Here is a 26,374-nt window from a genome sequence, read left to right on the forward strand (position 1 = left end):
GCGTGAGTAAAAGAAACGTGAATGAGAAAGCTTGATTAGCCCGAATTCAAATGCAGGTTTGACTACGGATGACCATCAATGTGATTTAGGTAAATGATTGATTATATGCATGTTGCATAGTATGGCGTGCCGCATTAGCCTGGTGGATGAATTGGAGGGGTATTATGATTAGTTGCAACGATTACGATTATATTGAGATTGTGTGTATGCACCGATACCCAATCAAGTTAACGCTGAAGTCTGGCGAGCAGATTGAATGTGTCGGGTTAGATACTCAACGCAATGATAGCCGTGAAGAGTGCATTAAAGTCAGTATTCAAGGCGAGCAACAACTTGTCGTTTTAACTCAAATAGCGACACTAGATGTCGGTGTCGACAACCCTCACTTTCAGCATGTTTCATTCAAAACGTCGTAGGCTTTCAAATGAATAACACCATAGAACAATGCTATTGCACCGCGTGCAGAGAAGACACACAGCATGTCGTTATATTGGTTCGCAAGAAGAGTGCGTTTGCAGACAAACCTAACCAAAAGCGAAGCGAGTTTTGGGCAGGCATGATAAAAGGTTGGTTCCTTGGCCCGTTTATCGCGTCAATGGATGAGTTTTCTCGTCACCTTGTCTGTGAAAAGTGTGGCCATAAAGAGATACAAGATTAGTATTGTTATCTTACAAAACATTGGATTCAATACAGTTAGATCGTCGATTGGCTTAGGAATAAAACGAATGAAAGTAGAAACGATTGAAGCCGTGAAGGCGTATGGTTTTTCAGTAAGAACCACCAATACGGATGAGATGGACCCAGCAACAGCCAAGATAGGGCAATTGTGGCAGGGCTTTTTTGACCAAGCATTTCCGAAATTAACACCGGATTCAAAAGTGTATGGCGTTTACACTAACTACGAGTCTGACTTTACGGGCGAGTTTGATGTTATTGCGTGTACGAATGCACTTACGGATAACAATTTAGATGCGCTTATAGAAACCGAAATAGAGGCGGGTAAGTACTTAACATTTTCTGCTGAAGGTGAACTCCCTCAAGCTGTGATCGATCTATGGGGTGAAGTGTGGGCGTATTTCAACGCTGCAGACTGCCCGCATGTGAGAACTTACACGACAGACTTTGAATTCTACAAAGGTGAAACTGAAGTCGAGATTTCGATCGCGATTCAGTGATCAGTTTGAAATGAACAAAAGGCTTAGCTTAGACTGTGGTCGCTAGTTAAGAGACAGTAGTTATCGGTAAATAGACAGCTAAGCCTTTGAATACCGGTTAATTACAAAGAAGATACAGTGTCACGTAATTACCTTAATACCCACGCCTTATCTAACCCTGAATTCCCCTAGATCACCCCAGATACCCTTAAGTTACCCAAAATTCTCTTAAGTCATCCAAAAACACAATCTTGCTTGGTTTCATTCCACAAAGGGTATTGCTTCATGACTTGGGTGTAGAGCTTACTTTCGAGGTGCGCTCTTAACCAACGTCCTACGTTTTGATATTCCGATTTCACAAACCACTTCTTTTCGACTCGTACAAACTGGCTGACAAAAGGCATCACAGCAAAGTCGGCTAAGCTTGGGGTTTCTCCAAAAAAGTAGGGCTGATCGGTGAGTCGCGCTTCTAACTGACTAATGAAGGTTTCGCAGGCTTGTCGGCGTTGTTCAACATCGATGTTTCGGTAACGAACAGATGCACGATACTTTTCTAAGTGACCAATAAATTCTTCGTCGTTGGTTTTAATGAGCAGCTGAACTTGTTCGCTAAGCGCTGTATTGCTTGAACGCAGAAGATCTTGAGGATCATTTTGTTGAAGTGCCCAGTTCATCACATCTAAGCTCTGTTCAATGACTTGTCCATTGGGTAACACCAATACAGGTACGGTTCCTTTTGGCGAACTGGCCAATAGTTCGCTAGGCTTGTCTTTGGTAACGATTTCTCGAAGTAACACTTTTTGTTGTGATAGTGCGATACCCATTCGTCCGCGCATTGCATAAGGGCAACGGCGCAAGGAATAAAGGATAGGTAGTTCGGATTCGTTCGGCATTATTGAGGTCATTTAGTTTGAAAAGTGTTGTACGGTGGTAAAGAGATCGTGATGTGGGTAGAATACGCGGCTTAAAAATTATAAGTAAGTGAGCGACTTCAAAAATGAGCAGAAAAATTGAGTTATTAGCCCCAGGTGGCGATGTAGAAGCGATAAAAGCCGCCATCGTAGCGGGTGCTAATGCAGTTTATTGTGGTTTAGACACATTCAACGCTCGTAACAGAGCCTCTAACCTATCGTTAGACGAATTGAATGGTGTGATTCGCCTTGCTCATGAATACGGCTGTGAAGTGTTCCTGACTCTTAACGTTGTGCTACTGGAGCACGAGACTAAGAGCATCACCAAACTGCTGAACCAGCTTGTGAACACCAAAGTGGATGGCATCATTGTTCAAGACTTGGGTTTATTCAACCTGGTTAAGAAGCATTTCCCATCATTAGACGTTCACGCGTCGACTCAGTTAACAACGCACAACGAAGGCCAGATTAAGTTCTTGTCTAAGATTGGCGCGACGCGCGTTAACTTGTCTCGTGAGTTGAACCTGCCTGAAATCAAGATGCTGACGGAAGTAGCACACGACCATGATGTACTAACCGAAGTGTTCGTACACGGCGCTCTGTGTATTGCATTCTCTGGTCAATGTTACTCAAGCTCAGTAAGTGTGGGTAACTCAGGTAACCGTGGTCGTTGTAGCCAAGCGTGTCGTGATGAATACGAAATCACCAACGCGGGCAACAAGTTCCCACTTAACCTGAAAGATAACTCAGCTTACTACGACCTACCTGAATTGGTTGACGCGAAAGTCGACTCATTGAAAGTAGAAGGCCGTATTAAAGGCGCACACTACGTTTACACTGTGGTAGACACATGGCGTAAACAGATTGATAGCTTTGTAGAAAGTGGTTTGTTGATCGAAGACGATTCGAACCTGCACAAAGTATTCAACCGTGATTTCACCAACTCTTTCCTAAAGGGCAATCTAACGAAAGACATGTTTATCGATAACCCGCGCGACAACAGCATGAACTACGCTGTTGAGAAAGCGACGGAACAGAACAACGAAATCTCGGTTGTACAGATTCAAGAAGTGACGAACGAACTTCACCAAGCGAAAGACGTTCTTGGTAACGAAATGCGTGACAAGATCGAGTTCCTCGATATTCGCAAGACACCAGTAGCCCTGTCGTTCAGTGCAAAAGTGGGTCAACCATTTACGGTGACTGTGAACACGCCTAAAGAGAACTTTACCCTTCACTCTAAATCGCTATTGAAAGCGGTTGAAGAGAAGGCGATCACTCAAGAGCTACTTGAGAAGCGATTCAAAAACGTGAAGAGTGCGGTTCACACGCTAGAAAGCCACGACTTCAGCGAAGTGGATGCGGGCTTGCTGATTCCTCTTAAAGAAGTTTCAGACCTGAAAGACGAGATCGACTTCATTCTGAACGGCTCTGTGGAAGTGATTAAGCACGTTGAAGTGCCAGCACTGCCTCAGCACCCTAAAGTGAACGAGAAGCCGACTATGTCGATGCTTATCGCCGATGTAGAAGACTTACACCTGTGTGACGTGACTGACGCGGATGTTTACTTCAAACTTCCAGAAAGCTTCAAGAAGCGTTGTAACAAGTACATCGACATATTGGCAGCAAACCCACGTTTGATTCCTTGGTTCCCAGCGGTATTGATCGGTAAAGATTACGATGAAGCGGTTCGTATTCTAGAAGAGATCAAGCCAGCTCGCATCGTGACTAACAACACGGGTATTGCTTACAAAGCTTACGAGATGGGAATTGAGTGGGTTGCAGGCCCGTTCATGAACACAACCAACTCTCACGCACTGGTTACTCTGAAAGAAGAGCTTAACTGTGCCGGCGCATTCATTTCGAACGAGATCAACAAAGGTCAGATTCGTCATATTCGTCGCCCAGAGAACTTCAAACTGTTCTACAGCATTTACCACCCAATCTTGATGATGACCAGCCGTCAGTGTTTCTTCCAAAGAACCGTGGGTTGTAACAAGCCAAGCATCGAAGCAGGTTGTATGTTGAAGTGTGAGAAAGCGACCACGATCACCAACGTGAAAGGCATCTCTTTCGCGGTTGATAAGCAGAAGGGTGGCTACCCAAGCATTTACAATCACGAGCAGTTCTTAAACCACGACGCAGTAACTGACTTCTCTGGTCTGTTCGACGAGTTCTTCATCGACCTAACCAACATCGGTGCGGGTTCTAAAGAAGTGAAAGACAAAGTTGAGCTTATCAAGCATTTCGAAGCGCTACTTAACGGCGTTGAAGGTTCACAACAGAACCTAGAGCAGATGGTAGAAGTTCGAACTAACGCTCAGTACGTACAAGGTTTATAACGCTTAAATGCGTAACTGCTTATAAGCACTCTGAACCAATAAACAAAAGGCCACTCAATCGAGTCAACACCTATCATTTAAGGTGTTTAGATAGCACAGTGTAGCGAGTCTTACTAAAACGAACGGTCCTATCTTTGGGCCGTTTTTGTTTTTCGGGCAAAATATAACGTTTCACTCGCTCTCTCATTGCTCGCAGCTTTTTGGGAACCGAACCTGGGGAGGCGATAGCACACCACATTAGCTCATCTTGAATATCTCGAAGTGCCATCGTAAAGCTTATCCTAAGTGGCGAGACTTCAGCCTCTTTTGCTATTCGGCTAATCTCCAGACGGATTAAGTTATACGCGATAAGGATACCCCATATCTCTTGCTCTACACCCTCTACAGATTGACTGCGGAGCAGGATTTCATCTCCAAGCATGTCATGCTTAATCTCGCCATAGCTATTCTCGATTTCCCACCTTTCGAAGTACACATCTAATAATGATTTTAAACTGTATTTTCTATCTGTTAGAGAAGTTAGCAGCCCTTGTATATGATTGGGTTGCTGTTCAACGTCATCGGGATATAGAGTTAGCCTAGCTTTCCACGTTTCAGGGAGACTCGGGGCTTGTTTTCTAGCCTGGGGAGAGACTTTCATCTCCACAATCAGATCTCGCCCATCATCATCGAGCTGCTCGATGATTTCATATTTCACATTTGACTTTATTGGCGTCATCCAGTGGCTTGTTCCATGCTCTTGTTGCCAGTTAAGCATTAGTTCTGCGCTCAAGTAGCAACGGTCAAAAATGGTCAATGAATTCGGAACTGCTGATGAAATTAAATCTTTTGCATAGCTGATTTCACCTTTAGAACTATCCCCAAAAGCCACATCATGAATAAGGCGACTCCGTAGTGATGTGAGTGCGCACATTCGAACGATTGGGTACTCAGTGTGCCTGTCTTTTCGGTAGTAAACATATTGATAATGCTCAGCTAAGCTTGGGTTATCGTGAGTTCTAAACTGTGTGCCATCGATTGAAAATAGGCTCAAACCATTCCATTTATCACCCGCATCTTCCGACTGTGTCCAGTGCTTTGCTGTGATTGAGAATAATGACTTTAAAGGCTTAGCGGTGAGGCGTTTTCTTGCCTGAGGAATTGCACTAGGTGCAATCGTTTCACCCAATGAATTAGACAATTTGAGGTCGAGCTTATCGAGTACATCGGTAATCGGTCTATCTCGATATAGACCAATACCAACGACTAACCATACAACGAGTTCTGCGGGTAGCTTTCTACGGCGCATACTCGCTTTATTCGTTTCAGATAAAGCTTGGTTTATCCAATCTAGCGGAAGGTCTTTTTGGAACAAAGAAAGAGATTCTGGATTAGCAAAATCGTCAACATCGATTAACCAGTGTGACAGCATAAAAAAATACCCTTAAACAAAAGTGCTTAAGGGTATTGTTAACCATCTGTAGGATCGTTCAACTGATCAGGAAAATGCTTAAATGATCAGTGTTAACTCAATCGAGTGGCCTTTTTAATGTCTTAAACTTTCTGAGTCTTTCTCAATCAGCGAATACGTTATTCCGTCAAGGCTTCTTGTTTGAAACATGGACTCTTCAACGTGTTCATCTTTTCGATTTCATTGGTTAAGCGCAGCGAGAGCAGGGCTTTTTGGTTCGAAGCAAAATCAAACATCACGATAGTCGCAGTGCCAACGGTGGTCAGTTTTTGTTGAGCCTTACTGACAATCGCGTATTCCATTGTGAACCGATCATCTTGAATATCGGTCACACGTGAGCCAACCATCAAGGTATCTGGATACGTGACTGGGCGGAAATACTTACAGTAAGTGTCACCAAGAACAGGGCCAACTTTGGTAATCGCCATCTCTTCCATCAACTCAACGTGCTTGAAAAAATCTAAGCGAGCGGTTTCGAAATAGCGAAAATATACGGCGTTGTTAACGTGATTGAGTGCGTCCATTTCTCCCCAAGCGACAGGGATTTCTGTTACTACCGGGTAGTCAGATAATAGTGCTTCCATGCGAACTCTCTTATTCTTATCTGTGTAATTAACGTTATTTACTTATCCTTCATCGGAATAAGTTGTTATTGGAATAAAAACCCTACCGCTAAATTAACAAAACTGCAACACGTGTGATTTAAGTTTTTGAAGCTTGAAACCACACAATGTCAGTGACTTAGTTGCACATCCACTCAATGATTACGCACTAAGGTGTTTGAATTGCAGCTCAACCAAGCGTTGGTACAATTCGCAGCTATTGATGAGAGACTGGTGGTCGCCGATGTCTACTAGCTGTCCTTTATCGAGCACTGCAATCTGGTCGGCGTGTTTAATTGTTGATAATCGATGGGCGATAATAATCGTCGTTCTGCCACGCATTAACTCTTCTAACGCTTGTTGTACGTGGTGCTCACTTTCGCTGTCTAGTGCGCTGGTTGCTTCATCCAACAATAGAATATTTGGATCTTTCAAGATGGCACGTGCAATCGCAATACGTTGTCTCTGTCCGCCAGAAAGCCTTACACCGCGTTCACCAAGAAAGCTATTGTAGCCATCTGGTAGGTTCTGAATAAACTCGTGCGCGTGTGCCTTCTTGGCCGCTTCGATAACTTGCTCGTCTGTTGCCTGCGGGTTGCCGTAGCGAATGTTATGGAACACATCGTTACTGAACAGAGCAGGTTGCTGTGGCACCAATGCCATCTGCTTTCTTAGCTCGTTAGGGTCAAACTGATTCAGTTCAACGCCGCCTAACGTCACTTTACCCACTTGTGGGTCGTAGAAACGTTGTAGCAGTTCGAATAGGGTGGTTTTACCTGCGCCAGACGGGCCAACCAATGCCAATACTTTGCCTTCATGGGCTGTGAGCGTGAGGTTACTTGTTGCGGGCTGGTCTGGTCTTGATGGGTAACAGAAGGTCACATCATCAAATGCGACTTCTGGCGTTACGTTAGCAAGCGAAGTTGGGTTCGCAACTGGCGCAACGATATGGCTTTCAACTTGTAGGATCTCGATTAATCTTTCGGTTGCACCTGCCGCACGTTGCAGTTCGCCCATCACTTCTGAAATCGTACCTAATGACGAGGCAACCATGATTGCGTAGAACACAAACGCCGCTAAATCACCCGCCGACATGGTGCCGTTGATGACATCACTGCCGCCAACCCAAAGCATGCCTGCGATAGCACTGAATACAATCACGATAACGCCAGAGATAAGAATCGCACGCTGTTTTACACGCTGACGGCCAATCTCATAAGCCTTTTCTACTTCTACCGCGAATGACGCTTTCTCTTGCTCTTCGCGGCTATAGCTTTGCACCGTTTTAATATGTTCAATCGCTTCACCTGCATAAGACCCGACATCAGACATCGAGTCTTGGCTTTGGCGAGATAGGGCTCTCACACGACGCCCGTACACAAGAATCGGAATCAAGATAAACGGCACCGAGGCCAATACAATCAACGTCAGCTTAATATTGGTCGCAAACAGCATGATGATTGCACCAATACACATCAACGCGCTGCGCATCGCCATAGAGAACGATGAACCAATGATGCTTTGAAGCAGAGTGGTGTCCGTTGTAATGCGCGACATGATGTCGCCACTGCCATTGGTTTCGAAGTAACTCGGATGCAGCGTCACCACATGATTGAAAACCGATAAGCGAATGTCTGCACTCACGCGTTCCCCAACAGAAGAAACCAAATAGAAACGGAAGAAAGTACCAATCGAGATCAACACAACCACGACCATGATGAATTGAATCGCGCTTCCTAAATCTGAGAGTGATTGTTGGCTAAAACCTTGGTCGATAAGAAGGCGAATACCGTGTCCGACTGAAAGGGTTAAGCTCGCCGTGAAGATCAACGCGATCAACGCAGCAATAACACGACCTTTATAAGGCTGAATGAATTTACTCAGCTCAAACAAAATACTGAGGCTTTTTTTCTCAGATTTGGGTTCTGGTGCTTGTTGAGTCGATCGCTGAGTTGAGTCGAGCGTAGAAGAGACATCGTTTTGCATATGACTGCCTTAATGTGTTGTCGCTTTAAAAATAGATGGCTTGTTGCTTATGGCTAATTACTTATGGTTTATGACTTATTGCCTGTACTGCGCGTTGTTCGCTGGGAAGTAATTGTTGTTGAGAATAGAACCCATTAAAGCATTTATTGCGCTGTGACGCTCCCCAGGAAACTCAATTTCCAATATTTCCTCAACACTAAGTGAATAATTCAAAACGACCTTAAAGGAAAACTAAGCATTCTGACCCAGTCAGTTCGACAGGAAAGAAAGGGATTTAACCCTGATTTTTATGCAAGTAAATTGGCGTTGATAGGAGAGTGCACACATAAACAAGCAACCATGCAATTATTTATAAATTAATAGTAAAACGTTTGCTATTTATCTCGATATTAAATTTATCAATGACTTGCGATTTTTGGTTGTAAGACCAGTTATAGCGACTGTTTTTTGTGCCATATTTGTTACAAAAATTCAACAAAGTAGTTTTTTATACATTTTTCTTGCATAAAACATCGGATTGAATAGAATAACCAACAAATGACAATTAATGCAGTATTGTGGCATGAGTATTCAAGTAAAGAGCATCAACAAATCATACGGTGATACCCAAGTTCTTCACGACATCAGTTTTGACTGTGAGAGTGGCGAAACCTTGGTATTGCTTGGCCCAAGCGGCGCGGGCAAGAGTTCATTACTGCGTGTATTGAACCTGCTTGAAATCGCGGACAACGGCGAATTAGACATTGCGAACGAGCAATTCGATTTTTCAAGCCAAATCCAAGAGAAGCAGGGGCTTAAACTTCGTCGTAAAGTCGGCATGGTGTTCCAGCAATACAACTTATGGCCACACATGACGGTGATGGAAAACTTGATTGAAGCACCAACCAAAGTTGCGGGTTTGGATAAGCAAGAAGCGATTAAGCAAGCTCAAGAAGTACTAAAGACACTTCAACTTGCCGACAAAGCAGACGCTTGGCCACTTCAACTGTCTGGCGGTCAACAACAGCGTGTTGCGATTGCACGTGCGCTGATGATGAAACCGGATGTGTTGTTGTTTGATGAGCCAACAGCGGCGCTTGATCCTGAGATCACCAACCAAGTCGTGAGCATTATTAAAGAATTGAGCGGAACGGGCATTACCCAAGTAGTCGTGACGCACGAAGTCGATTTCGCGAAGAAGATTGCTAGCCACGTTCTGTATCTAGAGAAAGGGTACATCGTTGAACACGGCACTAGCGATTCATTCGTTAATCCCAAGACACCTGAGTTTGCCGAGTATTTGACTCACTAGGTTAGTTGACTCACTAAATCTGAGTTAACGCATAAGATTCACCTAACTCTCTAGATTTAGCTAAACACAACATCGATCAAAACAATCAAATTATAAGAATGGCCACAGGCCGCTATCAAACAGTATTCGGAGTAACAACATGAAAAAGATTCTACTAGCTTCACTTATCGGCCTTGCTTCTTTCAACGCCGCGGCGCAAGAAGAAATCAAATTCGCAATGGAAGCAACTTACGCACCATTCGAATACATGGATGAGAACAACCAAATTCAAGGTTTTGACGTAGACTTAGCAAACGCACTTTGTGAAGAGCTTAAAGCGACATGTACTTTCCATAACCAAGCGTTCGATAGCTTGATCCCTGCACTTAAATTCAAACGTTACGATGCGGCTATCTCGGCAATGGACATCACTGAAGCGCGTCTTCAACAAGTGAACTTCTCTAACGCATATTACGACAACTCTGCAGCATTCATCTCTTTCGAAGGCAAAGTCGCAGACCAAGCAGCACTAGAAGGTAAGCGTGTTGGTGTTCAAAACGGTTCTACTCACCAGAGCTTCCTACTTGAGCAAATGACTGGCGTAACAGCGGTACCTTACTCAAGCTACCAAGATGCATTCATCGACATGAAAAACGGTCGTATCGATTCTGTGTTCGGTGACACAGCCGTTGTAGCAGAATGGTTCAAGAAAGAAGATAACCTAACGTACGTTGGCGACCAAGTAACAAACCAAGAGTACTTCGGTAACGGCTTTGGTATCGCAGTAAACAAGAGCAACCAAGAACTTGTAGACCAGCTTAACGTTGCACTTGCAGCAGTAAAAGCAAACGGCGAATACGACAAGATCTTCAACAAGTACTTCGGTAAGTAATTTATGGAATTAACGGGTTACTCTTTAGGGCTCGTCGAAGCAAGCTGGATGACTGTTCAGCTTGCATTCGTAAGTCTATTGGTTGGATTGGTTCTAGCAGTTTTGTTTGCAAGTGGTGAGATGTCTCGTCGTATTGCAATCAAATGGCCAACGACTGCATTTGTGACGATTGTTCGTGGTTTACCAGAAATTCTGGTCGTACTGTTTATCTACTTTGGTTCGACACAAGTTCTGTTTATGATCACTGGCGACTTCATCGAAGTGAGCCCGTTCTTATCTGGTGTTGTTGCACTGTCACTTATCTTTGCTTCTTACGCTTCACAAACCATCCGTGGTGCTTTGAAAGCAGTTAGCAAAGGGCAGAGAGAAGCAGCAAGCGCGCTTGGTATTTCTCAGTCTCGTTCATTCTTTCGTATCGTGTTACCTCAAGCGGTAAGACACGCGCTACCAGGGTTAACCAACCAATGGTTAGTGTTACTGAAAGACACCGCATTAGTATCGCTAATTGGTGTAACGGATTTGCTAAAACAAGCGCAACTAACATCAGCGGCAACGCACGAAGCATTTACTTGGTACGCGACAGCCGCAGCAATCTACTTGGTCATCACTTTAATCACCCAAAGATTGGTAAAAGTGATTGATGGTACGTTCTCTATTCAAGGTTTGGGTAACAAAGGGGCAATGGCATGAATCAACAATACCTCTCTCAAATGCTTGAAGGCTTAGCGACTAGTCTTCAACTCACAGGTGCGTCATTGCTTGTTGGTTGTATCTTGTCACTGTTGATGACTGTAACGCTGATCCTAAGATTACCAGTAATACATTGGTTCACTCGTGGCCTTATTACGTTGTTCACGGGTACACCATTATTGGTTCAGATCTTCTTGGTGTATTACGGGCCAGGTCAATTCGATTGGATTCGTGAAAGCTTCCTATGGACATGGTTAAGCCAACCTTGGTTCTGCGCGATGTTAGCATTAGCTTTGAACACCGCTGCATACAGCACGCTACTGTTCAGAGGTGCATTCAACGCGATTCCAGCAGGGCAGTGGGAAGCATGTCGCGCATTAGGCATGGACAAAATCGCAACGCTTAAAGTGTTGCTGCCATACGCACTACGTCGCGCCGTTCCAGCATACTCGAACGAAGTGATTTTAGTCTTCAAAGGCACGTCACTGGCAAGCACGATCACCATCATGGATTTGATGGGCTACGCTCAGCGTATCAACGGCCAAACCTACGACACGCTCACCGTGTTCGGCATTGCTGGCGCATTCTACTTAGCAGTAAACGGCATACTAACGCTGATCTTCCGCCAAGTAGAGAAGAAAGCCCTCGCATTCGAAGCGGCGTAAGCTAGTAACTCACAAGTTTAATTAACGTATAAAGCCTGCCATTTATGTTCGCATAAATGGCAGGCTTTTTTGTGTTTGGGGTATGCGCACGGGTGCTGTTTTTATATCCAGTAGCTCGGTTTTTTGCGAAATTCATACTATATGGAAATATTCTGCATTTTGTCATTCAATAAGCCTATCTATGTTTTAAGTCACTGAAATACTGTGATTAATTGTGGTAGAGTTTCACCCATATGAAACTAGATAGAATAATTCTGTATTTAAATGCAGAATTATTCTGTCTAATAGCTGTTAGTTTGCAAGGGGTAGAAAAGCGTTAATGGTCTAAAAGCTTGGTTCTGTGTTCTTGCTATTCACCTGTTAGCTCCCAAATACTTATCATCGAAATTCTCATCACACGTAGCCAGTTTTTCGGTTAATTGGCTGCCGTGTTATTCATTGCTTTCGTGTCAGTAAGGTTCTTTTCTCAAAGTTCTTTGGTGCTGTTTCTTTGGTGTTTTGACTTCAGTGCAAAGCTTAGGGTTTGGTATTTGTGGTTGTCGAGCTCAGTGAAAGTCTTCTTAGCCAAGTTCGTGTGTTGGTTGGGGTTTAGATCCGTAGTTTTCAATTTTACATCTGCATTCTAAGCCAGTAGTTTTGTATCTAGTTCAGCACCTTGGCGCTAAACTTTGACTTCATCGCGGTGGCAAACTAACAAAGTGTTCAAGACAGATTCCCAACGCTTGCGACTTTAGATGTCAAGTTTTAGAGTGGTGATTATGGTATGCTGTCTTGGGTTTGGTGGGCGTTGCTCACTGCTTAACACGGCGTTAAATTACAGGAGGAAAAATTGGGTAAAACGTTAGATAGAGAAGATAGTGTAGAAATTGATCATGATACTAATGAAATTCTTCCTGCTATAAGAAAAGAGAATGATATAGAAGCTTTAAAAAGCCTCTTCAAGATAGCGCTTGCTACCAGAGATTTTGAGATCACTCAATTGGTGCAAAGAAACAACTTTTTTATGATCTTTCAAGGTGTATTGTTTGCTGGCGTAATGCAATCTGCCCATACTAAGCCCTTGGTTAGTTTCTTGGTCTGTTTGGTTGGCTTAGCTGTATCTTTGTTTCAAGTTGGTATGGCAAGTGGTGCCAAATTTTGGCAAGAGTATTGGGAAGAAGCTCTGAAAGAAGTTGAGAAAAAGCTACTTCTCCGATTGTGCGGACCAGAGGCGAAGCGTGGTTACTTACTTGCACTATTTCACGATGATAGAGATACATATAGAAAAATAGTATCAAGTAGACTTAGTGGTCATAAATCTGGTTTTTTGTCTATTTCTTCTTGGTTGATAATGAAGCAATTTTCAGTCAGTCGAATTCCGATTTATGTCGGTCTTACATTAGCAATTGTTTGGCTAGTGATGATCACAGCAGTCATCGATATTCAGGTGACAGGTTTTTCTTTTGATATAATTGGCTTCTAAGGCATTGTAATTTAACAAACTGTTTAAGAGTGATTCGCAACGCGTGGCATTTTTACTATGCGTTGCGTTTGGTGTTTACGGTGGTATGCGGCAACATCGGTATTGCGTTGCTCACACCTTAACAGGGCGTTGATATGACCCCCACTGTCAATTAAAACGTAGAAGTTTCTGCTCCCACATTTCAGAGCCTTTTGTTTATTTTGAGATAGTGTTAACGCATAGATGAAGCAAGTAATTTCGTCGGTTCTCATGCTGATATACGTGGATTACTCATCGCGAGATGAGCAGCGCCTACCTTACTTATTTCGTCGTGGCACCTGTCTTCAGTCTATGCTCGTGGTTCAATAAAGCGCGAGCTTTATTGCCATCCTAACGCCGTCGGTGTTTGTGCCACACCCGATGCTCTATCCAATGCGTTAACACTAATTCTTTTCTCATACAGGCAGCCTTGCAATCCGTGTTTTTGGTTCGACTGCGCTAACGACCACCTCTCTTGCGATAGCCCAGATATACGCGATCATTTCTCTTGCGATAGCGGCGACGACAACGTTTCGATGTTTGCCTTTTTGTAGTAATCGTTGATAGCGGCGACATAATCGTTGCTGAGCATGCCAAGCAATATCGACAATTTCTTTGGGCAGTCCTTCTTGTCGCAGTTGCAGTTCGACGGAGATATTAGCTTTGTGCTTATAAGTATGTGCGCCCTCAATAAGCAACCGTCGTGCTCGACTGTTTCCGCATTTGGTGAGGCTCCCTCGCTTCGTTTTACCGCCACTGGAGCTTTCAGTCGGTACGAGGCCAACATAAGCCATAAGTTTTCTGGGATGGTCGAAGCGACGTAGGTCGCCGAGCTCGGCAATGGTGCCGAGAGCAACAAGGAGTCGCACCCCCCGCATAGCTTGAATGGCTTTGACAACAGGGTAGTAACGCCAGTTTTTGACTTGGTGTAATAACTCGTTATCTAACCGTTGTAATCTTTGCATCCGCTCACTGATGGTGATGATCATTTCTTGCAATACAATCTGTTGGCTGTGATGGGGAAGAATGAGGTCGGTTAGCCACCGTAGATGCTTTTTAGACCAGTTATCATTCACCGTCGCTTGTACATTATTACGTAGAAGAAAGCCTTTGAGTTGGAATTTTGCATCTTTAAGATCTTTCATCGCGGTTTCTCGAGCCCTTGATAAATCTCTTATCGCCTCGTCTTCAGATTCAGGCACATAAATAGGCGTAAGCTCTTCAGCCTTAAAAAGCTTGGCAAGTTTTGCAGCATCCCTCTTATCTGTTTTGACTCTATCCCCTGATTTCTTTGGAATAAGGGAAGGAGCGATGACACAGCAGCAGTGGCCAAGGCTGGTGAGCAATCGGTATGTCCAGTATCCACATGGCCCAGCCTCGTAGACAAAATGGAGGGTGGCTTTTGGATATTTAGATTGCAGTTGTTGTGTGAGTTTAATGAGGGCGGACTTGTTAGACTTTATCCGTCCCAAATGTTCAGGTGTAGCCCCGCGTTGCTCTTGCAAGACGGCGACTTGGATAAATGACTTATGCGTATCTAAGCCAATGAAAATTATGCTATCGTTATTCATGCTAGCCTCCAAATTTAGTTGTTTGAACACACTAATTATGGCTCTGGCTTTACGCTAACCCACGAAATTGGAGGCTAGCACCTCGTGGGGGTCATTATGTCTAGGATGAATATGACGTTTATAGAAGTATTAGACTCAGCAATAAAAATAGGATTAGGTGCAACCATAGGTGGTGGATTTTCATGGTTGCTGACTAGGACAAAAAATAAACATGATATAAAGATTAAAGGAATTGATAACAGATTAGAAATACTAAAAGAGCTTTCTGTGAAATTAGAAGAAATTGATATTTTAAACGCTCACACAGCCTTTCATTTTCATAATAGTGAAGTTGATAAATCAAGAGAATGCTTAATAAAATCAACTGAGGCTGCAAACATAGGCTGTGCTTTTTCTAATATGCTAGGAAAAGATGAGTTAGTCTGTGAGTTTGCATCAATTGTTAAAGTGTTAGAATGTATGTATAAGGAACTACGTAGCGATGAGTGTAAAGAAAGTAAGCTCTTTGCTCTAGCTGAAGAATTACAAGAGCATAAAAAACAAGTATATCCACATATTCGATCACTTTACTCTGAGCTTTCATCCTAACAAACTGTTTAAGAGTGATTCGCAACGCGTGGCATTTTTACTATGCGTTGCGTTTAGTGTTTAAGGTAGTATGCGGAAGCGCCGGTATTGCGTTGCTCACATATATGGTCTCCCCCAGTTTTGCAAGTCTGCAGTATGATTAAAAGCGCAGGTTAACTTCCATATATACGGCCTGTTTAACGGCTATTGCCTTGACCAAGATGAGGAAGTCGAACACGAAGTCCTAATCACCTTATCGACTTTATAAGACAGTGTGAGTATAAGGTTTTCAACGTGTAGGATTTATCCTGTTATTCATCTTACTACGTACTTTGCAAAGGGTTGGTGATCATCATTAGCTTTGTGTTGGTCGATACTCTTCATTTTTAGTTATAACGGCCCATGCTATGCGCATGAGTTTGTTTGCTAAAGCGACAGCGGCTCTGTTTGGTCCTCGTCGTTCTTGGAGTTCAAGCATCCACTTACTGAGATTATCGGATTTAAATTTGGCGCGCCTCAACGCTGCTCTTGCTCCATGAACGAGTAGGGAGCGGATATACGTGTTGCCTCTTTTGGTTATCCCAAGAAGAATGACTTTGTCACCGCTGGTATCTTGCTTCGGCACAAGGCCCATTGCGGCGGAGGCATCTCTACCGGTTTTGAACTGTTGTCCGGAGCCAAGCCATACCGCAACTGCTTGGCTAGTGAGTGGCCCAAAGCCTGGAATAGACATGAGTCGCTTTGCGTTTTCGAACTGCTTGATGGTTTGGTTAAGTTTATCGTCGAACCATTTTACTTGTTCGTCGATGTATAAATATCGTTCGTACTGATGGGATAGCAGCTCTCTTAATATACAAGACAGTTGGTTTTCATCGTTCTCGAGTATTTCGGGTATGGCCTTTCTGAAGGCAGCGGCTCCTTTGGGCATAATGATGCCGTATTCAGAGATAAGGCCACGCACTTGATTAACGATACGAGTTCTTTCAGTGACGAGCAGACGTCTCATTCGAATAAGAGATTGGATGTCTTGTTGCTCGACGGATTTATGAGGCACAGGGTGAGGTCTTTTATAGAGCGCGACTTCGGCAATGGCTTCAGCATCGTTATAGTCGTTTTTCTGTTTACGCCTTTGAGTTTTCACATGTTGGGGTGCGTAGAGTATGACTTCGTGATCGAACTGAGAGAATTCACGAGCCCAATAATGGGCACCAGAGCATGCTTCCATAGCAATGGTACAAGGCTCTTTATTGGCGATGTAGCTAAGTAGCTTACTTCGTTGAAGTTTTTTACGAGAAAGGTTCTTTCCTTTATGATTGATTTCAAAAAGAAAGAAGATATTTTTTGCTAAATCGATGCCGATGATTTTATGCTGAGTCATGGTCTTCTCCTTTTACTTCGGACCTGAACACTCCAAGCATGGCTTACAGTCATGTGAAGTGGTAGGGGGAGACCATCTCATCACCTTAACAGGGCTACATGGATTCCCCCGGTTGTCAAACATCCGCTAAACTTATGTTGATGGGTTTTGGACTGCCGCTCTACATTCGGCCTACTTATCGACGATTCGCATACGTTGTGGCCCTGATGACTTGCGCGACTGCGGTGCCTTATTCGTTAGATGACATCTAGTGTGTCCGCCGCATTAACAGGCTCTCCGCAAGTGGTCTTAACCTATCTCCATCATTAGCGTCTGCAATGACCCGGTGGGTTTAACTCTTTATGCTGCTTCGGTTTTTACTTAAGCAGCATAGTTTTCATATTCTGTTTGATTGTGTAAAAGCGACCATATAATTCGTGCGTTCTTCGCGGCAAGTGCCACTATTGCTCGGTTCATTCCTCTTCGTTCCAGAACGCCTCTGCACCACTGACTTAGTTTATCTTGTTTGTCGTCAAGGTTGGCAATCACGGTCCTTGCGCCGTGAACTAATAGTGTTCGCAAATATTTATCACCGTGTTTGGCTATTGGACCTAACCGAGGTTTTCCTCCAGTAGAGTATTGTTTCGCGACTAAACCTGGCCAAGCCGAGAGTCGCGGGTTTAACTACTAAAATTTATAGCCAACCGTCAATGATGCTTGACCTATATCAGTGTCGTATGGGCTATCAACTTGAAACCCGGTTGTTTTGATATCAAAATATACCCCTGAATCTAAATGTGCTCGGACACCCAGACCTATGTAGAGAGAGGTGCTACTTGTATCTTGGCTTTGATTTCCGTAAGAGTAATCAATATTAGAGCTTTGAAGTCCAATAGCACCATAGGGTTTCAAATCCCAACGCGAAAAGTTAAAAGCATAGCCAATGTCAGCTCCCACTTTCCAAGTTGCAGTGTCGACATTGAATCCATAGCCAAGATTAGAACCTGATACATTTCGATCAACTTGCAAGCCTACGATGCGATTAAAGTCATAGCCGTATTCTAAGTGTAAGCCTGAGTCGCCGTGGTAAGTGCTACCATTGTATACTTCGACTGTGTTCGCAAGACCTGCGCCAATTCGATGACCTGAAAACTGTTCGCTTTCAGCTTGCGCTGATAGAGGGAAAATTAATGTTGAGAATAGCATTGGTATAACGGTGTTAGATTTCATATTGCCTCAATTAACGGTAGATATTCTTTAGAGTTACTCCTTTAACTTTTCTATAGCTTGATGTTGTCAAATTGAAATTGAATTTGGAATTAGTATTTTGGAATAGAGGTTATTCCAAAAAGTAATTAGCATTCGTGTAATGACATCATATGTAACAAGCGCCTGTGATTACTTGTAACAATGAACGTGCGCTGAAGTTGTATCAAGATATTGGCTTTGAGGTTGCAGGTTTCAACATGTCAAAAAATTGGTGGATAGCCTCTACATCACAATCAACTTAAACAAACTGACAACGTTTATCACTTCTAACTTGGTTTAGGTTATTTGGTTTTGGTGGTAAGTTTGATTTTGGCGATAAGTTTTAGTGCGTTGGTAACGTTGTTCGTTATCTGGTAGGGCGTTTATTCTGTTTATAATTTCTGGTGGTTTATGAAAGTTAGAGCAATGAGTCCAGCTGATTTATCAGCCTTATATGATATTTATATTGAGAAGGAAGTAGTTAACAACAATCGCTATTCACCCGATATAAAACGGGAAGAATTCGACTTAATGTTCAATGGTAGCCAGGGCTTTGTTGCGTAATTCAATGGAACTAAATCAAGAGCCTACGATCTGATCAGCTACGTTCACTCCTTCTCGTAGCTCTATGCCTAAACCTCGTTACAAAACAACCAACTGGAAGAAATACAACCAATCACTTATTAACCGTGGCTCTCTGACCTTTTGGATTGATGAAGAGGCAATAAACGGGTGGGCGCAAAGCAAACAGAGTAAGCGCGGGAGGCCACGTCGGTTCAGCGATTTAGCTATCACGACAGCGCTCATGGTGAAACGAGTTTTTTCTATGCCACTGAGAGCTCTGCAAGGGTTTATCGACTCAATATTTAGGCTTGCCCATGTTCCATTAAGTTGTCCGCATTACACCTGCATCAGTCGTAGAGCAAAGCAAGTTGAGGTCTCATTTAAGACTAAAGCGAGAGGAGCAATACAGCACCTGGCCATTGATGCAACTGGCCTAAAGGTTTATGGCGAAGGTGAATGGAAAGTCAAAAAACACGGGACAGATGGCAAGCGTAGAGTTTGGCGAAAGCTGCATATTGCCGTTGATACAAGCACTCATGAAATTATCGCAGCCGAGCTAAGTTTATCGACGGTTACAGATGGAGAAGTCCTCCCGAACTTACTGAAACAAACACGCCGAAGTATCCTTGAGGTGTCTGGTGATGGAGCTTACGACACGAGATTGTGTCATGCTGCTATTAAGATTAAGGGAGCCATTGCGCTTATTCCCCCAAGAGAAGGGGCAGCCTTCTGGGAGCGTGGTCATCCTCGAAACCTCGCCGTGGGTTGCCAGAAGTTATACGGCTCAAATAAGTATTGGAAAGAGCGGTATGGGTACCACAGACGTTCACTATCAGAAACAGCGATGTATCGAGTAAAACAGTTACTAGGAGGACGATTGAGCTTAAGACATTACAATGCGCAGGTGGGTGAGACTTACGCGATGATAAAAGCGTTGAACAAGCTTACTGGGTTAGGTATGCCTGAAACTTGTCGTATTGACTAAGAAACACACGAAATGGGGTAGCTCTATCTATAAATTTAATTACGCAACAAAGCCGGTAGCCAGCACAATTTCGTGGCTGTTGAAACCGGTAGAGAAGTGTTTGGGCACTTGGCTATTATCACGACTGAAAAACCAAGGCTCAAGCATTCAGCGTCTTTTGGTATTGTTGTTGCCAAAGCGTCACGAGGTAAAGGTGTTGGTCGTTTCTTAATGGGGCACTTGTTATCTTATTGTGAGAATGAACTCGATTTAGCTCGCCTTGAACTAGAAGTTCACGCTAACAACAAAGCGGCACTGGCGTTGTACAAATCATTTGGTTTTGAAATCGAAGGTACAAAGCGTAAAGCTGTACTCGTCGAAGATGAATTAATAGATATTGTCATTATGTCGAGAGTACTAACATAACGAAGCAATTAAAATGGTGCTCAACGCTTGATTTCAGTTTAAGTGTTTTTAGTTTGGGTAGAGGGTCGCGTTACTTACTCGGTTGTTTGCTGCGAGGAAATAAACATGAAACAACTAATATTCAGAAATATGCAGTTAGCTGTAAGTATTGGATCTGGCTTTGCGATCTATCAGTACTTTTTTATGACAGACGGTACGTTTGATTTTTATGGGTCAATTGTGGTGTCTGCTTTTACGTTTGTAGTTAGCAGTATTGGTACCGTTCTAAAAGAAATAATCATGCGTAAAAAGGAGTCTGCGTGAGAATAGTGGAAGCAAGTCGGTCTGATCTAGAGTCTTTCTTCGAGTATGTAGAAGCGCAGCTTCTTGAAAATGCGGATGATGATTCTCCACTTTTCCAACCGCTCTCTAAAGAGAATTGTGTAGTTTCAGAACAATTTAAAGATAAGTTTCGAAATGGTTTTGAGGTAAGCCTTGGCGAACATGGCTGGAGAAAGCTCTGGGTAATAAAAGACTCTAATGAACGAGTGTTTGGTCATATAGACTTACGTCATTACAGTGAAGAGTATAAGTTTCATCGAGTGCTTCTCGGCATGGGTGTTGATTCGAGCTTAAGAAAGCAGGGGTTAGGTGTAGAGCTGATTAAGTGCGTGACTGAGTTTTGTAACGAGAGCCCAAGTATCGATTGGTTAGATCTCAATGTTCTCTCGAATAATCTTCCTGCAAAAAATTTGTATTTGAAGTGTGGTTTCGAAATGATTGGAGAAGTCCCAGGTTGTTATCTTATAGAAGGACAGTCTGTGTCTGAAACAATGATGACACTATGCACGAGAAGTTCCGGGTAAGAACGCTTTGAAGAATGAATTTTGACGCTTGGCATCCTAAGCTTATGTTAGTGCTTAAGCTTGGTGTCAGCGCTTTTACACGGCAACTCTACCTAGAAGCAAAAGAGGAATCATGACAAAAATCTATTTCGTATGTGGCTTTATTGGTTCGGGTAAGACGACTTATTCTAAAGCGCTTGCAGAAAAACATGGCGCCTTTCGTTTCTCAATCGATGAGTGGATGATTCCTTTGTATGGCGAGCATATGGAGCGTGAAGTTTTTGATCGCCGACTGGCTACGCTTCAAGGGTTATTCAAGGACTCTGCAATGCAGCTGTTTTCCTTGGATGTTCCGGTAGTTTTTGACTTCGGTTTTTGGCGTAAGTCTGATCGGGATTCTTTTACAAGCTGGGCATCAAACCTAGGTGTGGACAGCGAAGTTCACTACCTTGGTGTTCCGCTTGAGACTTGTAAGGAGAGGGCATTCAGTCGTAACTCGGAACTGAATGGCAAATCTTATGAAATGACACCGGAAATGTTAGATCTGTTTTGGTCTTGGTTTGAGGTTCCAACTTCAAATGAAAATGTTGTTTGGGTTAAACAAGACGCTTAACAAGTTATGTAGCCAAACCTAATTTGAGTTAGCAGCTCCTTAGTACCGCAACAAGTGAATCGGAGGTTCAATGGACAAGGCAATCAAAACACATTTCGATGAGTATCCCAATGATGTTCGAGCTCGGCTTGAAGAGCTGCGTTCATTAATCTTTGAGCTTTCATCTGATTTGGGTTTAGGTGAAGTCGAAGAGTCTCTGAAATGGGGCGAACCGAGTTACAGCGTTAAGGCGGGTAGCCCAATTCGAATCGACTGGAAATTGAAAACGCCAAACAACTATTACTTGTTCTTTAACTGTCAAACAAAGCTAATCGACACATTCAGAGAATTGCACGACAGCACATTGGCATTTCAAGGTAATCGGGCAATCGTCTTGAACCTAACAGAACCACTTCCCAAAGCACCAATCAAGCAGTGCTTAGAGTTAGCCTTAACTTATCAACAACGAAAACACCTGCCGCTTCTTGGCGCGTAACTCTTACGCGCTGTCATTATATTTCTTAAACTGGTTATCTGTGTTCTAGCTATCACTCTTTAAAGCGTTAAGACTGTACCATCTTGATTAGTATCAAGAGGCTAGGGAAACTCGATAACCAACGTTGATTGTATTGCTTACCGTTTAAAAAGGTGTTCTAGTCACCTTGTATTTCAGACTAAAAAGGAAGTTGTATGAATTTAGATAAAGCTAAAAAACGCATCGCAAAGCAGGTTAAAAAAGGCGACAACGGATACCCAAAAATCACGTTAGCGTACTACGGAACGACCAAAGATCTCGCAACGTCAGTCTCAGTTCAATTTATGCTGGGTGAGGGCGATGGTGTCCAAGAAGAACGTTTTTCTTGTGAAACCGAAATCCGAGATAATGAGTTAATCCAAACGACGCTACTCAAGATAATCGAGCGCGCTAATGTTAACTCAGTGATTGAGGTTGAAGGCGTAACTGTTCTTTAGTTTGCTTTGGCCGGGAAACGAAACCAACACGAGAACTCAGGTGTATAATCCACATTTTTATCGAATTAGGCAGGACGCATGGCGATCTCGTTTGAAACTCAAAGACTAAAAGTAGAAGAAGTTGCAGGTGAGCTTACTGTTCCTGAACGTTCGGTTCTGCTTGAGCGAGTACCTGGCATTCTAACCCCATCAGTTGTTGAAAACCTTCCACCATACTTTCACGGTATTGTGTCACGTGAACTGGCTGAAATTTGGCTCGACCGAATGTTGTCGGAGAGCCGCTTACTTCAAGTGAAATCCAACGATAATCAATTGATTGGTTTTCTGTTCGCTTATGTGGAAGAGGAAAGTGATGCTCATATTGGTTACTTGCTTGCAGAAGAGTTCTGGGGCAAGGGTTTCGCGAGTGAGCTACTGAAGAGTTTTATCAAGGAAGTCGCTAAAACGGAGTCATGGTCCACACTGATTGGCGGTGTCGATCGTTCAAACATCGCCTCTGCACACTTACTTAAGAAGCTAGGTTTTGTTGAGCAAGCCTCTGATGAAAGTCCCGTGGTTTTCTATGAATATAAGCTTTATCGTCTTAACTCTTAACTCTTAACTCTGAGCTCTCAGTGCTTAATTTCTAATCCCTAACTCAAGCCATATCTGTGTTTTACATTCATTGCCAATGTTTACGTCAATTGATAGGGAAGAAACCTTATTACACCATTCAACTGAGAACCGAGAGCAGCGAGTCTAGTTAACGTGGGCTAATTCGGCACTCTGTGTTTCATTAGCGCCCCCTAAGGCTTTATAGAAAACAGGCTTTGTATCCACATTGGACTATCCTGGTTTAGCGACCTCGACCATCTACCATTACGATGATGGTTTTTGAAATGATGCTCAGATCAGCGGCAATCCAAGACTTAACAGAACATAGGCTTAGTGCGTAACTGTGGTCAAAACCCACTTTACGACGTACATCATCAATACAGGTATCGTAACCTTGATTCACTTGTGCAAGCCCTGTAATACCAGGCATTACACCGTATGTACGGTCAGCAAAGTAAGGGATTTCGTTCTCTAGCTTGGTGTAAAAAGTAGGGCGTTCAGGGCGTGGGCCAATTAGAGACATTTCACCTTTCAGTACATTGATCAGTTGTGGCAGTTCATCAAGACGTGTCTTTCTCAAAAAGCGGCCAACGGGCGTGATTCGTGGGTCATTCGCGGTAGCCCAAACTGCACCAGAGCGAGTTTCTGCATCTTCGTACATGCTACGGAATTTCATGATTTCAAAGATTTCCATTTTCTCTGGCGTCGATTTACCAACGCGCAGTTGGCGGTAGAAAATAGGACCACGAGAAGTGAGTGCAATCGCCATCGCAATCAACGGAAATACGGGCGCTAGCAAAATCAAAGCAATCAGTGAGCTTACAAAATCGAAAGTACGTTTAGCACGTGAGATTTTGTATTGGTATAGGTTTTGGGTAGATAGCTGTTCAATGTTCATCATAATAAGTCCTTAATGATTCGCTCGTGTCCAAGGTGAGTTTTCTAGTCCGATTAGGTAACGAATACCACCAATGAAGTTGGCATAATGTCCAACTATCAAATAAGAGATTAATGAAATAGGTTTGTTTACTAGACGCTTTGGCAAGATGCAGCCAAGGACGCCAATGGTATAAACGGCAACTTGAGCCCATAACAGCGCTCCAAATACCATGTAGTTGCTAAGTAATATTGAGCACACTAAGCACACAATCATTAGATATGGAGTGAGTAGGCGAAGTCCTTTTCCTGAAAAGAACGCAAACGCGATGCCTTTGAACTTCGGGCTAAACAAACCAAATAATCTAATCGCTTGTTGCATGTTGCCCGCTGAAATACGTAGTCTTCTTTTGAAGTCCGTTTCTAGGTTCGATTCCTCTAGCTCTAATGCCACCATTTGGGTTTCGTATTCTGCGATGTAACCTTGTTTAACGATTCGCATCGGTAATATGAAATCATCATTAATAGTGTTGAGTGGAAGCAGTTCAAACAGGTGTGTTCTAAACAAGTAAAAAGCGCCATGAGAACCCAAGCTAGAACCTAATGAAGCCTCTGACTCTTTAACGGCGGTTTGGTAATGCCAATAGGTGTTTTCGCCTTCGTTGCCTGTTGGGCAAAGCTGGTAGGTCGCGTTCACTACGCCAACCTTATCACTTTCAAAGTGAGCTGCGGCTATAAGCAAAGCATCCAATGAAATGAGGGCAGAGACATCACTCATCGCTGTGATGTCAGTGGTTATACGTGTCACTTCTTCATTAATAACCGCGACTTTACCTCGGTTTAATTGATGGTCATGGATCTCAAAATGAACATCACTACACATCGCTTCTTGGATGGTCATTTGAGCAATTGTGACTGTGTTGTCGGTACAACCATCGCAAGCGATAATGACTTGCAGCTTCTTTTTGGGGTAATCGAGTGACGCAAGGTTGCGAATCTTGTCTGCGATCCACTGTTCTTCGTTAAATGCAGGAACAAGAACGGTGATAGTCGGTAACGTACAATCTTGCTGTTCCTCTTTGTAACAACGATGACTCTCTTCAACTTTGCGTGCGGGGTGGCTTTTCGCATACCAACGCAGTAACAAAGGGTAGGCTGCGTGATGATAGACAATCAACGCACCTGAAAACAAACAAAGTCCCGCTAGAAACCAATCAATCATGCGTAAGCTCCTTCTGATATATCGTTGTAAGACGAAACCATTTTGATGATGTCGAAGTTGTCGAGCACGTAACGACGAGGTGACAAAAAGCGTTCATTTTGAATCTCTAATAAAGCATTGGCTAATCCCGTGATACTGCCTTTTTTAACGAGTGTTCCGCTTATAGGGCACAAGGTTTCATCGACGGCACCAACATCCATTGCGACGGTGGGAATATTGCATGCTTGAGCTTCGAGTGTAGAAAGCGGCAGACCTTCGTGGCGTGAAGGTAGGCAGAAGGTATCCAACGCTCCGTAAAACGCGGTCATATCTTCAACTAAGCCAAGAAAGATGACTCGGTCACTCAGATTCAAGCGGCTAGTAAGTTGCTCTAGTTGATTGCGTTTAGTACCGACGCCAGCCAATACGACAACCATGTTTTCAGGTAAAAGAGTCAGTGCTTTAATAAGTTGGTCTTGGCCTTTGACATGTTCTAGTCGACCTGCACAACCGATGATGTGTTTGTCTGTCGGCAGGTTTAGGATTGCTCTCGCTTGGTCTTTCGACATTGGCTTAAACTTCTCACAATCGACGCCATTTTTGATGGTAATGATGTTCTCATAAGAAAAAGCAGTGCGTAGTTGGTTATAAACACGTGTCGCGTCGGCAACTAACGTTGGTTGAGCAGCTTTTAAAGCAAGCGCTTGTAATCGACGACGTTTGTTGTTGTTCAGATGCCAAGCGTCATGTTCGGTATGGATTCGAGTTGGAACCCCTGTTACGCGAGCGGCATAACCAGCGTATAACAATGGGCCTATATGATGGGTATGAACAACATCAGGGCGAATCGCATTGAAGGCTTTAATTAGCTTAATAATGATGTTGAATTGTACGCCTTCTGCTTTATCCAAAAAGACGATTTGCTCTTTGTATGGCTCTAGCTTCGGCCAGTTGTTTATAGACTCCTGTTTTGTACCTTCTAAACTGACAATCAACACTTGGTCTGTTGGTTTAGCAAGGCGCAGCAAATCCAGAGTTAGGGTTTCTAATCCACCCGGTGCAAGGTGTTGAACAACGTGTATGATCTTTTTGCCATGCTTCGTTAAATGCGTATTCATAATTTAGACCCTGCCTTTGTAATTCTTGTTTCGCCTTTCTGACGTTTCTATAGAAATA

Annotated in this window: 28 protein-coding genes and 1 pseudogene; 18 read left to right on the top strand and 11 right to left on the bottom strand. The window is 43.4% G+C overall.

The genetic code is table 11. The annotated features are described in order from the left end of the window. The first annotated feature begins 164 nt into the window (after positions 1 to 164). The 3 genes from AC3CH3_RS07645 to AC3CH3_RS07655 all read left to right on the top strand — a co-directional run bounded on the left by AC3CH3_RS07645 (position 165) and on the right by AC3CH3_RS07655 (position 1,175). On the top strand, positions 165 to 416 hold the full coding sequence (locus tag AC3CH3_RS07645) for a Rho-binding antiterminator (protein WP_488538114.1): 252 nt from the start codon (positions 165 to 167) through the stop codon (positions 414 to 416). Between the two features lie 8 nt (positions 417 to 424). Next, complete coding sequence (locus tag AC3CH3_RS07650) at positions 425 to 658, top strand: hypothetical protein (RefSeq protein WP_029405538.1); 234 nt, start codon at positions 425 to 427, stop codon at positions 656 to 658. 67 nt (positions 659 to 725) lie between these two features. Beyond that, positions 726 to 1,175, top strand: coding sequence for a GyrI-like domain-containing protein (locus AC3CH3_RS07655; protein WP_029405539.1), 450 nt, complete (start codon positions 726 to 728; stop codon positions 1,173 to 1,175). A 212-nt stretch (positions 1,176 to 1,387) separates the two neighbouring features. Here the strand turns inward: AC3CH3_RS07655 and AC3CH3_RS07660 are convergent, their stop codons facing one another. After that, entirely contained in the window at positions 1,388 to 2,047 is a 660-nt protein-coding gene (locus tag AC3CH3_RS07660; RefSeq protein WP_019823532.1) for a glutathione S-transferase, read from the bottom strand. Positions 2,048 to 2,151: 104 nt separating this feature from the next. Here AC3CH3_RS07660 and AC3CH3_RS07665 point away from each other — a divergent pair, with 104 nt between their 5' ends. Beyond that, positions 2,152 to 4,407 carry a peptidase U32 family protein gene (locus AC3CH3_RS07665; RefSeq protein ID WP_488538115.1) on the top strand — a complete coding sequence of 752 codons (2,256 nt, stop codon included), beginning with the start codon at positions 2,152 to 2,154 and terminating at the stop codon, positions 4,405 to 4,407. 73 nt (positions 4,408 to 4,480) lie between these two features. Here the strand turns inward: AC3CH3_RS07665 and AC3CH3_RS07670 are convergent, their stop codons facing one another. The 3 genes from AC3CH3_RS07670 to AC3CH3_RS07680 form a co-directional block, all read right to left on the bottom strand. Continuing rightward, positions 4,481 to 5,818 carry an IS4 family transposase gene (locus AC3CH3_RS07670; RefSeq protein ID WP_488537130.1) on the bottom strand — a complete coding sequence of 446 codons (1,338 nt, stop codon included), beginning with the start codon at positions 5,816 to 5,818 and terminating at the stop codon, positions 4,481 to 4,483. 158 nt (positions 5,819 to 5,976) lie between these two features. Further along, the gene (locus AC3CH3_RS07675; protein WP_019820793.1) at positions 5,977 to 6,441 is read right to left on the bottom strand and encodes an acyl-CoA thioesterase; all 465 of its coding nucleotides are present in this window, start codon (positions 6,439 to 6,441) and stop codon (positions 5,977 to 5,979) included. 180 nt (positions 6,442 to 6,621) lie between these two features. Continuing rightward, the gene (locus AC3CH3_RS07680; protein WP_019820794.1) at positions 6,622 to 8,445 is read right to left on the bottom strand and encodes an ABC transporter ATP-binding protein/permease; all 1,824 of its coding nucleotides are present in this window, start codon (positions 8,443 to 8,445) and stop codon (positions 6,622 to 6,624) included. A gap of 562 nt (positions 8,446 to 9,007) precedes the next feature. Between AC3CH3_RS07680 and artP the strand changes: the two genes are divergently transcribed. From artP to AC3CH3_RS07705, 5 genes are all read left to right on the top strand, one after another. Further along, entirely contained in the window at positions 9,008 to 9,736 is a 729-nt protein-coding gene (gene artP, locus AC3CH3_RS07685; RefSeq protein WP_372384204.1) for an arginine ABC transporter ATP-binding protein ArtP, read from the top strand. 139 nt (positions 9,737 to 9,875) lie between these two features. Then, positions 9,876 to 10,607 (top strand): lysine/arginine/ornithine ABC transporter substrate-binding protein, encoded by a 732-nt coding sequence (locus AC3CH3_RS07690; RefSeq protein WP_054546341.1) that lies wholly within the window; start codon positions 9,876 to 9,878, stop codon positions 10,605 to 10,607. Between the two features lie 3 nt (positions 10,608 to 10,610). After that, a complete protein-coding gene (gene artQ / locus AC3CH3_RS07695) occupies positions 10,611 to 11,297 on the top strand; it encodes an arginine ABC transporter permease ArtQ (RefSeq protein ID WP_488538116.1) in 687 nt (228 codons plus the stop codon). Next, the gene (gene artM / locus AC3CH3_RS07700; protein WP_065112560.1) at positions 11,294 to 11,962 is read left to right on the top strand and encodes an arginine ABC transporter permease ArtM; all 669 of its coding nucleotides are present in this window, start codon (positions 11,294 to 11,296) and stop codon (positions 11,960 to 11,962) included. The genes artQ and artM overlap by 4 nt, the downstream gene beginning before the upstream one ends. An 829-nt stretch (positions 11,963 to 12,791) precedes the next feature. Then, a complete protein-coding gene (locus AC3CH3_RS07705) occupies positions 12,792 to 13,424 on the top strand; it encodes a RipA family octameric membrane protein (protein ID WP_488538117.1) in 633 nt (210 codons plus the stop codon). A 434-nt stretch (positions 13,425 to 13,858) separates the two neighbouring features. Here the strand turns inward: AC3CH3_RS07705 and AC3CH3_RS07710 are convergent, their stop codons facing one another. Further along, positions 13,859 to 15,013 carry an IS110 family RNA-guided transposase gene (locus AC3CH3_RS07710; protein WP_102461521.1) on the bottom strand — a complete coding sequence of 385 codons (1,155 nt, stop codon included), beginning with the start codon at positions 15,011 to 15,013 and terminating at the stop codon, positions 13,859 to 13,861. 111 nt (positions 15,014 to 15,124) lie between these two features. Between AC3CH3_RS07710 and AC3CH3_RS07715 the strand changes: the two genes are divergently transcribed. Further along, positions 15,125 to 15,601, top strand: a complete 477-nt coding sequence (locus AC3CH3_RS07715; protein WP_488538118.1) for a hypothetical protein — start codon at positions 15,125 to 15,127, stop codon at positions 15,599 to 15,601. Between the two features lie 334 nt (positions 15,602 to 15,935). Here the strand turns inward: AC3CH3_RS07715 and AC3CH3_RS07720 are convergent, their stop codons facing one another. From AC3CH3_RS07720 to AC3CH3_RS07730, 3 genes and pseudogenes are all read right to left on the bottom strand, one after another. Beyond that, positions 15,936 to 16,958 (bottom strand): IS110 family RNA-guided transposase, encoded by a 1,023-nt coding sequence (locus AC3CH3_RS07720; RefSeq protein ID WP_488538119.1) that lies wholly within the window; start codon positions 16,956 to 16,958, stop codon positions 15,936 to 15,938. A gap of 360 nt (positions 16,959 to 17,318) precedes the next feature. After that, positions 17,319 to 17,606: pseudogene (locus AC3CH3_RS07725) on the bottom strand (transposase); the annotation flags it as partial. 18 nt (positions 17,607 to 17,624) lie between these two features. Continuing rightward, positions 17,625 to 18,167, bottom strand: coding sequence for a porin family protein (locus tag AC3CH3_RS07730; RefSeq protein ID WP_488538120.1), 543 nt, complete (start codon positions 18,165 to 18,167; stop codon positions 17,625 to 17,627). Positions 18,168 to 18,813: 646 nt separating this feature from the next. Here AC3CH3_RS07730 and AC3CH3_RS07735 point away from each other — a divergent pair. From AC3CH3_RS07735 to AC3CH3_RS07770, 8 genes are all read left to right on the top strand, one after another. Beyond that, the gene (locus AC3CH3_RS07735) at positions 18,814 to 19,734 is read left to right on the top strand and encodes an IS5 family transposase (RefSeq protein WP_488538121.1); all 921 of its coding nucleotides are present in this window, start codon (positions 18,814 to 18,816) and stop codon (positions 19,732 to 19,734) included. A gap of 72 nt (positions 19,735 to 19,806) precedes the next feature. Then, positions 19,807 to 20,139 (top strand): GNAT family N-acetyltransferase, encoded by a 333-nt coding sequence (locus tag AC3CH3_RS07740; RefSeq protein WP_488538122.1) that lies wholly within the window; start codon positions 19,807 to 19,809, stop codon positions 20,137 to 20,139. Between the two features lie 105 nt (positions 20,140 to 20,244). After that, a complete protein-coding gene (locus tag AC3CH3_RS07745) occupies positions 20,245 to 20,442 on the top strand; it encodes a hypothetical protein (protein ID WP_488538123.1) in 198 nt (65 codons plus the stop codon). Continuing rightward, positions 20,439 to 20,984 carry a GNAT family N-acetyltransferase gene (locus AC3CH3_RS07750; protein ID WP_488538124.1) on the top strand — a complete coding sequence of 182 codons (546 nt, stop codon included), beginning with the start codon at positions 20,439 to 20,441 and terminating at the stop codon, positions 20,982 to 20,984. The genes AC3CH3_RS07745 and AC3CH3_RS07750 overlap by 4 nt, the downstream gene beginning before the upstream one ends. A 112-nt stretch (positions 20,985 to 21,096) precedes the next feature. Beyond that, positions 21,097 to 21,576: a P-loop nucleotide/nucleoside kinase family protein gene (locus AC3CH3_RS07755; RefSeq protein WP_488538125.1), complete on the top strand. Its 480-nt coding sequence runs from the start codon at positions 21,097 to 21,099 to the stop codon at positions 21,574 to 21,576. A 70-nt stretch (positions 21,577 to 21,646) separates the two neighbouring features. Continuing rightward, positions 21,647 to 22,051, top strand: coding sequence for a DUF1801 domain-containing protein (locus tag AC3CH3_RS07760; protein WP_488538126.1), 405 nt, complete (start codon positions 21,647 to 21,649; stop codon positions 22,049 to 22,051). Positions 22,052 to 22,245: 194 nt separating this feature from the next. Beyond that, positions 22,246 to 22,527, top strand: a complete 282-nt coding sequence (locus AC3CH3_RS07765; protein WP_019823127.1) for a hypothetical protein — start codon at positions 22,246 to 22,248, stop codon at positions 22,525 to 22,527. 78 nt (positions 22,528 to 22,605) lie between these two features. After that, a complete protein-coding gene (locus AC3CH3_RS07770) occupies positions 22,606 to 23,121 on the top strand; it encodes a GNAT family N-acetyltransferase (RefSeq protein ID WP_488538127.1) in 516 nt (171 codons plus the stop codon). 241 nt (positions 23,122 to 23,362) lie between these two features. Here AC3CH3_RS07770 and AC3CH3_RS07775 read toward each other — a convergent pair whose 3' ends face one another. The 3 genes from AC3CH3_RS07775 to AC3CH3_RS07785 are packed head-to-tail and all read right to left on the bottom strand — an operon-like array spanning position 23,363 to position 26,316. Continuing rightward, positions 23,363 to 24,022 (bottom strand): sugar transferase, encoded by a 660-nt coding sequence (locus AC3CH3_RS07775; RefSeq protein WP_017063903.1) that lies wholly within the window; start codon positions 24,020 to 24,022, stop codon positions 23,363 to 23,365. A gap of 9 nt (positions 24,023 to 24,031) precedes the next feature. Continuing rightward, positions 24,032 to 25,219, bottom strand: coding sequence for a glycosyltransferase family 2 protein (locus AC3CH3_RS07780; RefSeq protein ID WP_488538128.1), 1,188 nt, complete (start codon positions 25,217 to 25,219; stop codon positions 24,032 to 24,034). After that, a complete protein-coding gene (locus AC3CH3_RS07785) occupies positions 25,216 to 26,316 on the bottom strand; it encodes a glycosyltransferase (RefSeq protein WP_488538129.1) in 1,101 nt (366 codons plus the stop codon). The genes AC3CH3_RS07780 and AC3CH3_RS07785 overlap by 4 nt, the downstream gene beginning before the upstream one ends. Positions 26,317 to 26,374 lie beyond the last annotated feature (58 nt).

The organism is Vibrio sp. QJM3NY_35, from assembly GCF_057785915.1.

What these genes read in the sequence shown, in the direction of transcription:
- AC3CH3_RS07745 (WP_488538123.1), top strand. Translation starts at nt 20,245, where the DNA reads ATGAAACAACTAATATTCAGAAATATGCAGTTAGCTGTAAGTATTGGA.
- AC3CH3_RS07690 (WP_054546341.1), top strand. Translation starts at nt 9,876, where the DNA reads ATGAAAAAGATTCTACTAGCTTCACTTATCGGCCTTGCTTCTTTCAAC.
- artM (WP_065112560.1), top strand. Translation starts at nt 11,294, where the DNA reads ATGAATCAACAATACCTCTCTCAAATGCTTGAAGGCTTAGCGACTAGT.
- AC3CH3_RS07675 (WP_019820793.1), bottom strand. Translation starts at nt 6,441, where the DNA reads ATGGAAGCACTATTATCTGACTACCCGGTAGTAACAGAAATCCCTGTC.
- AC3CH3_RS07735 (WP_488538121.1), top strand. Translation starts at nt 18,814, where the DNA reads ATGCCTAAACCTCGTTACAAAACAACCAACTGGAAGAAATACAACCAA.
- AC3CH3_RS07765 (WP_019823127.1), top strand. Translation starts at nt 22,246, where the DNA reads ATGAATTTAGATAAAGCTAAAAAACGCATCGCAAAGCAGGTTAAAAAA.
- AC3CH3_RS07755 (WP_488538125.1), top strand. Translation starts at nt 21,097, where the DNA reads ATGACAAAAATCTATTTCGTATGTGGCTTTATTGGTTCGGGTAAGACG.
- AC3CH3_RS07730 (WP_488538120.1), bottom strand. Translation starts at nt 18,167, where the DNA reads ATGAAATCTAACACCGTTATACCAATGCTATTCTCAACATTAATTTTC.
- AC3CH3_RS07715 (WP_488538118.1), top strand. Translation starts at nt 15,125, where the DNA reads ATGACGTTTATAGAAGTATTAGACTCAGCAATAAAAATAGGATTAGGT.
- AC3CH3_RS07775 (WP_017063903.1), bottom strand. Translation starts at nt 24,022, where the DNA reads ATGATGAACATTGAACAGCTATCTACCCAAAACCTATACCAATACAAA.
- AC3CH3_RS07645 (WP_488538114.1), top strand. Translation starts at nt 165, where the DNA reads ATGATTAGTTGCAACGATTACGATTATATTGAGATTGTGTGTATGCAC.
- AC3CH3_RS07660 (WP_019823532.1), bottom strand. Translation starts at nt 2,047, where the DNA reads ATGCCGAACGAATCCGAACTACCTATCCTTTATTCCTTGCGCCGTTGC.
- AC3CH3_RS07780 (WP_488538128.1), bottom strand. Translation starts at nt 25,219, where the DNA reads ATGATTGATTGGTTTCTAGCGGGACTTTGTTTGTTTTCAGGTGCGTTG.
- artP (WP_372384204.1), top strand. Translation starts at nt 9,008, where the DNA reads ATGAGTATTCAAGTAAAGAGCATCAACAAATCATACGGTGATACCCAA.
- artQ (WP_488538116.1), top strand. Translation starts at nt 10,611, where the DNA reads ATGGAATTAACGGGTTACTCTTTAGGGCTCGTCGAAGCAAGCTGGATG.
- AC3CH3_RS07680 (WP_019820794.1), bottom strand. Translation starts at nt 8,445, where the DNA reads ATGCAAAACGATGTCTCTTCTACGCTCGACTCAACTCAGCGATCGACT.
- AC3CH3_RS07655 (WP_029405539.1), top strand. Translation starts at nt 726, where the DNA reads ATGAAAGTAGAAACGATTGAAGCCGTGAAGGCGTATGGTTTTTCAGTA.
- AC3CH3_RS07650 (WP_029405538.1), top strand. Translation starts at nt 425, where the DNA reads ATGAATAACACCATAGAACAATGCTATTGCACCGCGTGCAGAGAAGAC.
- AC3CH3_RS07785 (WP_488538129.1), bottom strand. Translation starts at nt 26,316, where the DNA reads ATGAATACGCATTTAACGAAGCATGGCAAAAAGATCATACACGTTGTT.
- AC3CH3_RS07710 (WP_102461521.1), bottom strand. Translation starts at nt 15,013, where the DNA reads ATGAATAACGATAGCATAATTTTCATTGGCTTAGATACGCATAAGTCA.
- AC3CH3_RS07670 (WP_488537130.1), bottom strand. Translation starts at nt 5,818, where the DNA reads ATGCTGTCACACTGGTTAATCGATGTTGACGATTTTGCTAATCCAGAA.
- AC3CH3_RS07665 (WP_488538115.1), top strand. Translation starts at nt 2,152, where the DNA reads ATGAGCAGAAAAATTGAGTTATTAGCCCCAGGTGGCGATGTAGAAGCG.
- AC3CH3_RS07720 (WP_488538119.1), bottom strand. Translation starts at nt 16,958, where the DNA reads ATGACTCAGCATAAAATCATCGGCATCGATTTAGCAAAAAATATCTTC.
- AC3CH3_RS07770 (WP_488538127.1), top strand. Translation starts at nt 22,606, where the DNA reads ATGGCGATCTCGTTTGAAACTCAAAGACTAAAAGTAGAAGAAGTTGCA.
- AC3CH3_RS07760 (WP_488538126.1), top strand. Translation starts at nt 21,647, where the DNA reads ATGGACAAGGCAATCAAAACACATTTCGATGAGTATCCCAATGATGTT.